The following is a 12,902-nucleotide window of genomic DNA, read 5'->3' on the forward strand; positions in this document are numbered from 1 at the left end:
AAAGAGCAGTGCAACGCGGCTTTCGCTCACCGTTGCGAGGTCCCGTATAATACGTTTTCCTCATTCAGAGTCAAGCGATTATTTTCACTTTTCTCTGTTGGCGTTCATCTCTGAACCCCGCTAACCCGGCGGCCTGCAAGCCGTTGTTCCGTGTCAGTGGAGGCGCATTATAGGGAGTTCTCAGACGTTGACAACCCCTCTTTTAAAAAAAACTTTCAACCGTCTCTTTTTTGCTCAAAACCGTGCTACAGCGCTAGTTTTTCGAGCGTTTCAAACCCATAACGGCGCAAGACGGGTAAAAGTTGTTCAGTTTCTTTTGTTATTGCCATACAAAAAGCGATATTTGCATCCGCCGACTTTGCATCCGGCGCTTCATGCTCCAGCAGCCAGACTGTACGACGCGCAATGGCTGCGCCAGAATCTACCAGACGCGTTCCCTCCGGCAGAACCTCTAACAATTCTTCCTGTAAGAGTGGAAAGTGGGTACAACCCAATACGACCGTATCCGGAGGCTCCGGCATCCGCAGCCATGGACGAAGGATGCGGCGCAGGTCTTCAAGCGATACCGCCTTTCCGTGCAGCTTCGCTTCCGCCATCTCCACAAGCTCAGCGGAACCCAACATGGCAATCTGGCATTCATTGGCAAAGCGATCGATAAGTTCACGCGTATAAGGACGTTTCACGGTGCCACGGGTTGCCAGTAGTCCGACAATGCCGTTCGCTGTCAGACGCGCCGCCGGTTTTATTGCCGGAACTACGCCCACAACCGGGAACGGAAATTTTTCGCGCAACGCAGGAAGGGAGACCGTGCTCGCCGTATTACAGGCAATGACCGCCAGTGCCAGAGGATAGCGCTGTTGTACCGCGGTAACGATTTCAACCACACGCTCAACAATAAAGTCTTCACTCTTTTCCCCATAAGGAAAAGCGACGTTATCGAAAGCATAGATGTAATGGAGATCCGGCAGGAGGTGCCGAATCTCGTCATAGACCGAAAGCCCACCGACGCCGGAATCAAATACCAGCACGGTGGGACGCGGATCAGAAGGTGTAGCTGCCAGACAAGTTGTATTCTCGCCCTGCAGTTTGATAGCCATAAACTGTCTCGTAATCTTTATCGAACAGGTTAGCTATTTTACCACGAACTGTCAGGTGTGAGGTGACAGGATATGAAACTGCGACATCCCACAGGCTTACACCGCCCATCTTAACCTTCTGACTAGGATAGGTACCGAAGTCGGTATCGTAACGCGTGCCCAAATAGTGATAAGTCAGACTCCAGTCAAAATCATAAATCTGCGTATCGAGCTGATACTTCACCTGCTGTTTAGCGCGGCGATCCAGTAGCTGGTCTGTTGCCGCATTACGCGCATCAACATAGTCATAACCAACAGTATGCATGACCGGGCCAGTATCAAACGAGGCGGTAGCTTCAACACCTTTAATTCGTGCTTTGCCAACGTTGTAATACTCCTGAAGGTTATTATTGAAGTCGATCAGGTTATCAACATCGTTACGATACGCCGACACGCGCCAGCTCACCCCTGCAGTAAGACCTTCAAACGCACCTTCCCACTGCTTGCTCTCTTCAGGATCAAGACGGTCATTGCCGTAGAAGCCGTACAGCTGCCCGAGATTCGGTGCTTTATAGGCCGTGCCATAAGAAGCAATGAAGCGGTAACCGTCAATAAACTCCCAGCCCGCACTGCTCTGCCAGGTTCCATGGCGACCAAATTGTGAGTTATCGTCGCTGCGTGCTGCACCTTCCAGCGTAACATCACCAAACTTCTGTAGCGCAGTCAGGTAGAGGCCTGTATTGCGAATGTCGTATCCATTCGACACGTAGTTGGTGTTAGGTTCCGTACTCTGCTTCTGCCAGTCGACACCCGCACCGATATTGCCATGCCCAACGTCCACGGCGTTAGTCCACTGGACGTTGTACTGTTTGATTTCATCCAGCGTAGCCGTGGAGTCATAACGCCCAAGATGCGGATCGTAGTTATAGTCTTTACTGTGGCTGTAACTGGAGAGCAGTTGTGAATGGAAGATGTCCTCGTTAAAGCGCAGTCCGGCGTCCCAGGTCTGGCTATATAACTGACGGGTATCGAGCAGCACATCAGGCGTAAAGGAGCTGTAATAACCGTCATAGGCAGTACGGTTGCTGTAGCCATACCCGCGTACGAAGCCACTCCATTGTTCAGAGAACGCATGCTCCAGCGCACCGTAGATCGTTTTATTCATGTAGCCATCGCGATCGGTCTGGGCAAGGCCACCGTTGTTACCGTCCGCCACCACGTCAAAGCCTTTGGTATAGGTGTAATCACCTGCCAGCGTCACGCGCGTGCTATCACCTAACGTTTGTTGAGTGCTGCCGCCGTAATTTTGATAACCGTGCGATCCAACGCCAGCATTCAGCGTCGTGCCGTCCTTCGCTCGCGTGGTAATGATGTTCACCACACCGCCAATCGCATCTGAACCGTAAACCGCAGAACGCGGACCCCGAATGTATTCGATGCGCTGTACCAACGCGATAGGGAACTGGCTGAGATCGGACGACCCTGTCACACCTGCCTGGTTAAGTCGGATCCCGTCGACGAGGATAAGAACATGGCTGGAGTTAGTGCCACGAATAAAGAGTGAAGAAAGTTGCCCCATTCCACCGTTTTGCGCGGTATCTACACCCGGCAGGCGGCGCATGACATCGATGACCGTCGTTGATTGCCAGCGATCAATATCTTCACGGGTCACTACTGACGTGGGTGCCAGAACGGTATTAACAGGTTGCTCAAAGCGGTTTGCAGTCACTACCAGCGAGTCAGCGCTATTCTGCGCCCAACCCGAAAATGCCGTGACGGACAGTGCCGTCAACAGCGATACTTTTTTAATCATTGTTAAAGCATCCATAATATAAGAAGGATGCCGCAGGCCTCATCTATAGCACGCGATGATGAAACCAAATGCGACGTGATCCCGGCAGGTCTTCGGGCTAGGTGGCGTTTAATGGATGAAGACTTCCCGCTTTCACAGTGTCTACAACGTTCATCCCGCCAATCTTTACCGCTGCGCGTCAGCTCCAGATTTACACTGGATTCCCTATTCACTCTCAGGAGACCGGAAACAGAATGCTACAATTAGACACGTATAGATGTCCAGACAGCTATGAGCCATTAACTCTGGACATCCCCATAACAATGCCTACAATCCCCGCGTAATTCTTTATCACTCAGGACGTATCATGACCCCCGAACACCTCCCGACAGAACAGTACGACGCACAGCTGGCAGAAAAAGTTGTCCGCCTGCAAAGTATGATGACGCCTTTCAACGCGCCCGTTCCCGAGGTGTTCCGCTCGCCTGTCAGCCACTACCGCATGCGCGCCGAGTTCCGCATCTGGCATGACGGTGACGACCTGTACCACATCATTTTCGATCAGCAGACGAAATCCCGCATTCGTGTGGACAGCTTCCCGGCGGCGAGTGAGCTCATTAACCAACTGATGGCGCTGACGATGGACGGCGTGCGCAACAATCCGATCCTGCGTAATAAGCTGTTCCAAATTGACTACCTGACCACCCAAAGCAACCAGGCCATTGTTTCACTGCTGTACCACAAAGCCCTGAACGATGAATGGCGCGAACAAGCTGAAGCCCTGCGTGATGCCCTCCGCGCGCAGAACATCAATGTTCATCTGATTGGCCGTGCAACCAAAACCAAAATCATGCTGGATCAGGATTACGTCGACGAGCGTCTGCCGGTGGCGGGGAAAGAGATGGTCTATCGTCAGGTGGAAAACAGCTTCACTCAGCCGAACGCCGCGATGAATGTGCAGATGCTGGAGTGGGCGCTTAAGGCGACAGAAGGGTCAACGGGCGATCTGCTTGAACTGTACTGCGGTAACGGTAACTTTTCGCTGGCGCTGGCGCGTAACTTTGAGCGCGTACTGGCGACTGAGATCGCCAAGCCGTCCGTTGCTGCCGCGCAGTACAACATCGCTGCCAACCATATCGACAATGTGCAGATCGTTCGTATGGCCGCAGAAGAATTTACTCAGGCTATGAATGGCGTACGTGAATTTAACCGCCTGCAGGGAATCGATTTGAAGAGCTACCAGTGCGAGACGATTTTTGTCGATCCGCCGCGCAGTGGTCTGGACAGCGAAACCGAGAAGATGGTGCAGGCGTATCCGCGAATTTTGTACATTTCCTGCAACCCGGAAACGCTGTGCAAGAATCTCGAAACGTTAAGCCAAACGCACAAGGTTGAACGTCTGGCGCTGTTCGATCAGTTCCCGTATACGCACCATATGGAGTGCGGTGTCCTGCTAACGGCGAAGTAATTATCAGGAGTGTCAGGCAGGTGGCGCTTCGCTTACCTGCCCTATAAACCCCACCTACTCCGGCAACTGGCGCTTACGGCTACGCATACGTGAGCCAATCCAGAATACCAACGCCACGGAAAGCACCGCAGGCAAGAAGTTAGAGCCGATATCCGGGTACTCTGCACGCACCACGGTGCTAAACAGCAGAACGCCCAAAATAAAACAGGCCGCGGCCAGCCCCGGTAATCCCACCGGCATGGTGCGATTCAGATAGCGTTGATGCAGGCAGTAGACCGTCAGCACCAGCGCAATGAGCGGGAAAATCGAGAAAGGTACGATTGAGCTGAAAATCGCCGCAAACGTGCCATTAATAGATAAGCCAGCGATCAATGCCAGCAACAACGTACCTTTATCCTGACCTGACTGTTTCATTACTCACCTTCATTCTACGATTTGATGTGCCAACTTCTCTTGTTCGCGGCGATACCAGTAGTACGCACCCTTAGAAATCATACGCAGCTGCAATACCAGCCGCTCTTCGAGTTGTTTGCGTTGTTCAATGCTCACATCCAGCGCCTCGGCACCGGCACTAAAGACGATAGTGACCATCGCATCGGCCTGTGCTTCCGTAAACGCGCGCGGCATATGGTTTTCGATTTCAAGATAGTCGGCAAGTTCCGCGATGAAATGCTGAATTTCACGCGCGACAGCGGCACGAAACGCAGCCGATGTTCCTGAACGCTCGCGCAGCAGCAGGCGAAACGCGTTAGGGTTATTGCCGATAAACTCCATAAAGGTCGACACGGAAGTGCGGATCACACTGCCGCCTTTAGCGATACGCTGACGTGCCTGCCGCATAAGCTGGCGCAGCATCAGCCCGCTCTCGTCGACCATGGTCAGACCCAGTTCATCCACATCACGGAAATGACGATAGAAGGACGTTGGCGCAATCCCGGCCTCGCGTGCGACTTCGCGCAGGCTCAGGCTGGCAAAACTTCGCTCAGCACTCAGTTGACTGAATGCGGCTTCCACCAGCGAACGCCGTGTTTTCTCTTTTTGTTGTGCTCTTACGCCCATCACGATAGTTGAATCCTTCCAAAGGCCTGATGGCACTATACCAGAGAATAAAATTAATCTGTTTGCTCTGCTTTGTGAATGATTGTTTACGTGCGGTTTGTGCTCCACTGCCCGAAAAAAGCACAACGATAATTGGGTTACTCTGGCAATGATGTTATGATTCTGTTGCTTTTATGTATAAGAACAGGTAAGCCTTGCCATGCCACATTCCTACGATTACGACGCAATAGTTATTGGTTCCGGCCCCGGCGGCGAAGGTGCTGCTATGGGTCTGGTGAAACAGGGAGCCAGAGTAGCGGTCATTGAGCGCTACCATAATGTCGGCGGCGGTTGCACCCACTGGGGCACCATCCCTTCCAAAGCCCTTCGCCATGCCGTTAGCCGCATCATTGAATTTAACCAAAACCCTCTTTACAGCGACCACTCCCGACTTCTTCGTTCCTCCTTTGCCGACATCCTGAATCACGCGGATACCGTCATTAACCAGCAGACGCGCATGCGTCAGGGTTTTTATGAGCGTAACCACTGTGAAATTTTGCAGGGCAACGCGCACTTTGTAGATGAACACACTCTGGCTCTGGAGTGCCACGACGGTTCGGTTGAGACCATCACCGCTGAAAAATTTGTGATTGCCTGTGGTTCACGCCCGTACCATCCGACGGATGTAGACTTCTCGCATCCGCGCGTCTACGACAGCGACTCCATCCTGAGCCTGCACCACGAACCCCGTCATGTGATTATTTATGGTGCGGGGGTGATTGGCTGCGAATATGCGTCGATCTTCCGGGGTATGGAGGTCAAAGTTGATCTGATCAATACCCGCGATCGCCTGCTGGCGTTCCTCGATCAGGAGATGTCAGACTCTCTCTCGTACCACTTCTGGAATAGCGGCGTGGTGATTCGCCACAACGAAGAGTACGAGAAGATCGAAGGCTGCGATGACGGCGTGATTATGCACCTGAAGTCAGGCAAAAAATTGAAAGCCGACTGTTTGCTGTACGCCAACGGCCGTACCGGTAATACCGACTCACTGCAGCTGCAAAATATCGGCCTTGAGACCGATAGCCGTGGTCAGCTGAAGGTCAACAGCATGTACCAGACCGCGCTGCCGCACGTTTACGCGGTAGGTGATGTGATTGGTTACCCGAGCCTGGCGTCAGCGGCTTACGACCAGGGGCGCATTGCCGCGCAGGCGCTGGTGAAAGGTGAGGCCACCGCACATCTGATCGAAGATATCCCGACGGGCATTTATACTATTCCGGAAATCAGCTCTGTGGGTAAAACCGAGCAGCAGCTGACGGCAATGAAGGTGCCATACGAGGTGGGTCGTGCCCAGTTTAAACATCTGGCGCGCGCGCAAATCGTGGGGATGAGCGTAGGTACGCTGAAGATTTTGTTCCATCGCGAGACCAAAGAGATCCTCGGGATTCACTGCTTTGGTGAACGCGCCGCGGAAATCATTCATATCGGCCAGGCGATAATGGAGCAAAAAGGTGGTGGTAACACCATTGAGTACTTCGTTAACACCACCTTCAACTACCCGACCATGGCAGAAGCCTATCGGGTTGCGGCACTAAACGGTCTGAACCGCCTGTTTTAACGCGCTGTCGAAATGGCCATCCATTGAACTACGGATGGCCTCTGCCAGCTGCTCATAGCGGCTGCGCAGCGGCGAGCCCGGGCGATACACCAGGCCAATGGTACGACGCGGCTCCGGCTTAATGCACGGCAGATAGACCACGCCATCACGTTTACGCTCGCGCGGTACCGCCAGTGCAGGCAACAGCGTGATTCCACTTCCCGCCGCGACCATATTACGCAGCGTTTCCAGGCTGGTTGCGCGGAAATGGGTATCCTCATCAGCACCCGCTTCGAAGCAGAAGCCCATTGCCTGATCCCGCAGGCAGTGACCATCCTCCAGCATCAGCAGCTTTTCACCGGCCAGATCGGACATCGGTACGCGATCGCGGTTCGCCCACGGGTGATCTTCATAGATCGCCAGCATCATCGGCTCATCGAACAGCGGCACTTCAATAAAGGCTTCACTCTCTTTCACCAGCGCCAGAATTGCACAGTCGAGCTTGCCGCTATCTAACTGCGCCAGCAGCTGATGGGTTTGCGCTTCATGCAGATACATTTCGAGTTTCGGGAACGTCTGGTGCAGCATAGGAATGATTTGCGGCAGCAGATACGGGCCAACGGTTGGGATCAGGCCAATATGCAGTGGGCCTGACATCGCCTCCCCCTGCTGGCTTGCCATTTCCTTGAGCACTTTGACCTCGCGCAGCACGGTGCGCGCCTGATCCACCAGCAGAAGACCTGCCTGTGTGAACAGAACCTTACGACTGGTGCGCTCCAGCAGCATCACGCCCAGCTCGTCTTCCAGCTTGCGGATCTGACCGCTCAGCGTGGGCTGGCTGACGTGGCAGGAATCTGCCGCGCGGCGAAAGTGACGATGCTCGGCTAACGCTACCAGGTATTCAAGATCACGAATATTCATTATTCATCCTCCGTCGCCACGATAGTTCATGGCGATAGATAGCATAGCAACGAACGATTATCCCTATCAAGCATTCTGTTGAATAATACGCCACATAGACGAGGCGGCACGTGTTTGACCCTTGACGTCCCCGCACCGTCAGCGAGTTTCTCTCAAAACTCGAACAACTAAAGCCAACGTGAACTTTTGCGGACCCCGTGGTCCGCTTTTTTTTGCGTAAAAAAGCCCGGCGCTAAGCCAGGCTTCGTTTTTCTCCCTCTCCGTGTGAGAGAGGGCACCAGCCCACACGGTTCAAACTAACCGGTTTTTCGCATCCGCAATCGCCTGCGCCACCTGCTTAGGCGACACGCCGCCTTTCGCTGCACGCTTGTCCAGGCAGGACTGTAGCGCCAGAATCGGATACACATCATCCCCGATAACCGCGCTGAACTTCTGCAGATCGGCAAGCGCCAGATCTTCCAGAGGTTTACCCTGACGAATCGCTTCTACCACCGCTTCGCCCACAATATGGTGCGCTTCACGGAACGGAACGCCTTTCGTCACCAGATAATCTGCCAGTTCGGTAGAGTTCGCATAGCCCTGCTGCGCCGCTTCCTGGCAGCGCGGACGTTTCACCTGAATGCCGTCCAGCACCAGCGCGCCCATATGCAGACAGTCCAGCCAGGTGTCGAGCGCGTCGAACAGCCCTTCTTTGTCTTCCTGCATATCTTTGTTGTATGCCAGCGGCAGCCCTTTCAGGGTCATCATCATGCCCGTCAGCGCGCCCTGTACACGGCCACACTTACCGCGGATCAGCTCCAGCGCATCCGGGTTTTTCTTCTGCGGCATAAGTGAAGAGCCGGAGGTCACGCGATCGGACAGCTCGACGAAGCCCGCTTCGCCAGAGTTGAAGAAGATCAGGTCTTCAGCGAAGCGCGACAGATGCACCATACCGATAGACGCATTTGAGAGCAGTTCCAGCACGTGGTCGCGGTCGGACACGCTGTCCAGGCTGTTACGGGTGGCGGAGGCAAAGCCCAGCCAGCCTGCCAGCTGTTCACGGTCGATTTCATACGCCGTACCGGCCAGCGCACCACTGCCCAGTGGGCTCACGTCCAGACGCTTCAGGGTATCCTGCAGACGGCTTTCATCACGCGCCAGCATCTCAACGTAGGCCAGACACCAGTGCGCAAAGGTCACCGGCTGCGCACGCTGCAGATGGGTATAACCCGGCATCACCGCGTCCTGGTTATTCTGTGCGGTTTCCACCAGTGCGCTCTGCAGCTGACGGTTGACCGTAAGCAGTTCGCCAACGGTATCTTTACACCACAGCTTTAAGTCGGTCGCGACCTGGTCGTTACGGCTACGGCCTGTATGCAGCTTTTTACCCAACTGACCGACTTTGTCGATCAGTTTGCTTTCCACCCAGCTGTGAATGTCTTCGGCATCGCTTTGCAGGATTTGCTGCGGATCCAGACGCACCTCTTCCAGCAGATTATTCAGCGCCTCTTCCAGCTGCAGCTGTTCATCGGCGGTCAGTACACCCACGGTGACCAGCGCTTTGGACCAGGCCACAGAGCCGATAATATCCTGTTCGGCCAGGCGGTAATCGAAGCGCAAAGAGTCGTTGAACTGTTTGAACCGCTGATCCGCTGCCTGTGTAAAACGCCCACCCCAAAGTGCCATAACATGCTTCCTTTATTCGTTAGTTCCGCCGGGTGGCGCTACGCTTACCCGGCCTACGGTCATTCAATAAAAACTTAGGCTAAAATACGCGTGCCAATCGGCGTGCCGTTAAACAGCGCCGGGAGCTGCTCCGCGTGACGCCATGAGGCGATATCCACCGGGCGACCCAGCGTGCGTGCAGCATCCAGTGCGGCGTTTACTTTGACGATCATGCCGTCGGTGATAATCCCCTGATCAATCAGCTGCTCGGCCTTCGCGGCGGTCATTTCCGCGATACGCTGGCCTTTGCCGTCCAGAATGCCGCTCACGTCGGAGAGCAAAATCAGGTCTGCACCTAGCGTTGCCGCCAGCGCGGTGGCCGCCTGGTCCGCATTGACGTTCATCAGGTCGCCCTCTTCGGTCACACCGATAGAGCTCACCACCGGCAGGAAACCGCCTTCCAGCAGGGTATTAATCAGCTTAGGCGAACCTGGCTGCGCCAGTCCAACGTGTCCGAGTTCTTCGTCGAGCTGGGTCACTTTCACGCTGTCGCCATCGCCCAAATAAAGGCCCACAGACGCGATGTGGTGTTTCTTCGCCCATGCCAGCAGCGTTTTGTTTGCCGTACCCGCCAGCGCGCCGGTGATGATGTCAATCTGATCGGCAGGCGTCACGCGCAGGCCATTTTTCTTTTTCACCGGCAGGTTGAGCCCTTTCATCAGCTCATCCACCACGCAGCCGCCGCCGTGCACAATCACCAGCGGGCGTTGGTGTGATTCGCGATAGTTCACCAGCGCCGTGAACAGACGCTCCAGCGCTTCTTCGCTGTCCAGCAGTACACCACCGAGTTTGATAATTAATGGGTTCATCATCACACCTTAAATAAGAGACTGCGCTTCAGGGAAGCCGAAACGAATATTTGCGCACTGCATTGCCTGGGCAGCAGCGCCTTTAAGTAAGTTATCTTCTGCGGTGACCACAATCAGGTGCTCGCCCTGCACGGCAAAGCCGATATCGCAGAACGGCAGGCCGACCACGTTTTTCAGCGCCGGCATGCCTTTGTCATACAGACGCACCAGCGGTTTATCCGCATAGGCCTGAGTAAACGCCTCGCCGACCTGCTCTTTAGTTACGCCCGGTTTCAGGCGGCAGGTAATGGTTTCGAGGATCCCACGCGGGAAGTTGCCCAGGTGCGGCGTAAAGATGACGTCCGCGCCCAGATGGGTGGTGATTTCCGGATGATGGCGGTGATTAAACACGCCATACGGCTGAAGGCTCACTTCACAGAAGCTGTTAGAGATTGCGGCTTTGCGACCTGCTCCACTGACACCGCTGGTAGCGTTAATCACCGGCCACTGGTTCAGATCCAGCAAGCCTGCGTCGATAAGCGGCTTCAGGGAGAGCTGCGCCGCCGTGGGATAACAGCCCGGCACGGCAATCAGATCGGCTTCTTTCAGTTTGTCTGCGCTCCACTCCGCCAGGCCATACACCGCTTTTTCAAGCAGCGCCGGATGCTGATGGGTGAAGCCGTAATATTTTTCGTAAAACGCGCCGTCGTTAACACGGAACGCGCCGGAGAGGTCGAACACCACGCAGCCGGCAGCCAGGAACTGTGGCGCCAGGTCGTGACTGACCTCGTGCGCGGTGGCTAAAAACACCACGTCGACGCCGTCGATGAACGCGCTGATGTCGGACATCGGCTGCAGCGGCAAATCGACAATGCCCCTAAGCTGCGGATGCAATTCGGAAATTAACTTTCCTGCATCATTGCTTTGCGCTGACACGGTCAAAGCGGTTATGGTCATATGTGGATGGCGATTCACGTAGCTCACAAGCTCTGCGCCCGCATAACCGCTAGCGCCTACAATCAGCGTATTCAACATCGGGTTCCTTTATGCTCAACGTTAATGTATTTTTATTCACATTTATTGCATGAATATTGATACTATCACGACCTAAGGTGTGTCAACAATGAAAATGAATTTACCGCCATTTATCGAGATCTACCGCGCCCTGATTGCCACACCCTCCATCAGTGCGACCGAAGAATCGCTGGATCAGAGCAATGAGTCTTTAATCAATCTGCTGGCGGGGTGGTTCAGCGATCTTGGGTTTAACGTTGAGATTCAGCCCGTCCCCGGAACACGTCACAAATTTAACCTGCTCGCCAGCACCGGAACCGGTGCGGGCGGCCTGCTGCTTGCCGGTCATACCGACACCGTGCCGTTTGATGATGGCCGCTGGACCCGCGACCCGTTCACCCTGACCGAGCATGACAACAAGCTTTACGGTCTGGGCACCGCCGACATGAAAGGCTTCTTCGCCTTTATCCTCGACGCGCTGCGTGACGTCGACGTGACAACGCTTAAAAAGCCGCTCTATATACTGGCAACAGCCGATGAAGAGACCAGTATGGCAGGCGCGCGCTATTTCTCTGAAAATACGGCGATTCGCCCGGATTGCGCCATTATCGGTGAACCTACCTCCTTGCAGCCGATCCGCGCGCACAAAGGTCATATTTCTACCGCAGTCCGCGTGCTGGGCCAGTCCGGCCACTCCAGCGATCCGGCGCGCGGCGTCAACGCCATTGAGCTGATGCACGATGCCATCGGCCGCATCATGACCCTGCGCGACGCCCTGAAAGAACGTTACCACTACGACGCGTTCACCGTGCCGTATCCGACCCTGAACCTCGGCAGCCTGCACGGCGGCGATGCCTCTAACCGTATCTGCGCCTGTTGCGAACTGCATATGGACATCCGCCCCCTGCCGGGCATGACCCTGAGCGATCTGGATGGCTTGCTGACCGAAGCGCTGGCCCCGGTGAGCGAGCGCTGGCCGGGCCGTCTGACGGTCTCCGAACTGCACCCGCCGATTCCGGGTTATGAATGTCCGCCGGACCATCAGCTGGTCGAAGTGGTGGAAAAGCTGCTCGGCGAGAAAACCGACGTCGTGAACTACTGCACCGAGGCGCCGTTTATCCAGACGCTTTGTCCGACGCTGGTCCTTGGCCCCGGTTCGATCAACCAGGCGCACCAGCCGGATGAATATCTGGAAACCCGCTTTATCAAGCCCACCCGAGAACTGATTACCCAGGTTGTGCATCACTTCTGCTGGCATTAATGACGTTTCCCCCTCCCGTCTGGGAGGGGAAAATCCCGCGATCTCCGTCACATTCCCATAAGCATCTCTTATCTGACGCGAAGCGAATTAAATTTAGTAAATTGTCCGCATTTATTCGTTTGCTGAACCGTTTTCGCAGCAATTGACGACGGGGGTTTTACGTGGCTTTATAAAGGGAGATGACAAAATAATGTCCAAAAGATTTTCGATTGGGCATAAACAAAAATGATGGGGTGACTG

General features: G+C 54.6%; 11 protein-coding genes and 1 riboswitch. Of the genes, 3 read left to right on the plus strand and 8 right to left on the minus strand.

Annotation, left to right across the window (positions count from 1 at the left end; all coding sequences use genetic code 11):
* Positions 1-245: 245 nt before the first annotated feature.
* Complete coding sequence (murI, locus tag V5P19_RS19020) at positions 246-1,097, minus strand: glutamate racemase (RefSeq protein WP_334406428.1); 852 nt, start codon at positions 1,095-1,097, stop codon at positions 246-248.
* A complete protein-coding gene (gene btuB / locus V5P19_RS19025) occupies positions 1,042-2,889 on the minus strand; it encodes a TonB-dependent vitamin B12 receptor BtuB (protein WP_334406430.1) in 1,848 nt (615 codons plus the stop codon). Before btuB ends, murI begins: the two co-directional genes overlap by 56 nt.
* A gap of 65 nt (positions 2,890-2,954) precedes the next feature.
* A riboswitch (cobalamin riboswitch) is annotated at positions 2,955-3,131 on the minus strand.
* A gap of 104 nt (positions 3,132-3,235) precedes the next feature.
* Here btuB and trmA point away from each other — a divergent pair.
* Positions 3,236-4,336, plus strand: a complete 1,101-nt coding sequence (gene trmA / locus V5P19_RS19030) for a tRNA (uridine(54)-C5)-methyltransferase TrmA (RefSeq protein WP_334406432.1) — start codon at positions 3,236-3,238, stop codon at positions 4,334-4,336.
* Between the two features lie 54 nt (positions 4,337-4,390).
* Here trmA and V5P19_RS19035 read toward each other — a convergent pair whose 3' ends face one another.
* A complete protein-coding gene (locus V5P19_RS19035; RefSeq protein ID WP_334406434.1) occupies positions 4,391-4,750 on the minus strand; it encodes a YijD family membrane protein in 360 nt (119 codons plus the stop codon).
* A gap of 9 nt (positions 4,751-4,759) precedes the next feature.
* Complete coding sequence (gene fabR / locus V5P19_RS19040; protein ID WP_334406437.1) at positions 4,760-5,398, minus strand: HTH-type transcriptional repressor FabR; 639 nt, start codon at positions 5,396-5,398, stop codon at positions 4,760-4,762.
* A gap of 196 nt (positions 5,399-5,594) precedes the next feature.
* Between fabR and sthA the strand changes: the two genes are divergently transcribed.
* Positions 5,595-6,995 (plus strand): Si-specific NAD(P)(+) transhydrogenase, encoded by a 1,401-nt coding sequence (gene sthA / locus V5P19_RS19045; RefSeq protein ID WP_334406439.1) that lies wholly within the window; start codon positions 5,595-5,597, stop codon positions 6,993-6,995.
* On the opposite strand, the gene oxyR is transcribed toward sthA, so the two are convergent.
* The 4 genes from oxyR to argC all read right to left on the minus strand — a co-directional run bounded on the left by oxyR (position 6,969) and on the right by argC (position 11,422).
* On the minus strand, positions 6,969-7,895 hold the full coding sequence (oxyR, locus tag V5P19_RS19050) for a DNA-binding transcriptional regulator OxyR (RefSeq protein ID WP_134347538.1): 927 nt from the start codon (positions 7,893-7,895) through the stop codon (positions 6,969-6,971). The genes sthA and oxyR overlap by 27 nt on opposite strands.
* Before the next feature lie 291 nt (positions 7,896-8,186).
* Positions 8,187-9,560 (minus strand): argininosuccinate lyase, encoded by a 1,374-nt coding sequence (argH, locus tag V5P19_RS19055; protein ID WP_334406441.1) that lies wholly within the window; start codon positions 9,558-9,560, stop codon positions 8,187-8,189.
* Positions 9,561-9,634: 74 nt separating this feature from the next.
* On the minus strand, positions 9,635-10,411 hold the full coding sequence (argB, locus tag V5P19_RS19060) for an acetylglutamate kinase (RefSeq protein WP_334406443.1): 777 nt from the start codon (positions 10,409-10,411) through the stop codon (positions 9,635-9,637).
* A 6-nt stretch (positions 10,412-10,417) separates the two neighbouring features.
* Positions 10,418-11,422, minus strand: a complete 1,005-nt coding sequence (gene argC / locus V5P19_RS19065) for an N-acetyl-gamma-glutamyl-phosphate reductase (protein WP_334406445.1) — start codon at positions 11,420-11,422, stop codon at positions 10,418-10,420.
* A gap of 88 nt (positions 11,423-11,510) precedes the next feature.
* On the opposite strand from argC, the gene argE reads away from it, so the two are divergent.
* Positions 11,511-12,662 carry an acetylornithine deacetylase gene (gene argE / locus V5P19_RS19070; RefSeq protein ID WP_334406447.1) on the plus strand — a complete coding sequence of 384 codons (1,152 nt, stop codon included), beginning with the start codon at positions 11,511-11,513 and terminating at the stop codon, positions 12,660-12,662.
* The last annotated feature ends 240 nt before the right edge of the window (positions 12,663-12,902 follow it).

The sequence above is a fragment of the Enterobacter sp. UNJFSC 003 genome (assembly GCF_036903355.1).
In the GTDB taxonomy this organism is placed as follows: domain Bacteria; phylum Pseudomonadota; class Gammaproteobacteria; order Enterobacterales; family Enterobacteriaceae; genus Enterobacter.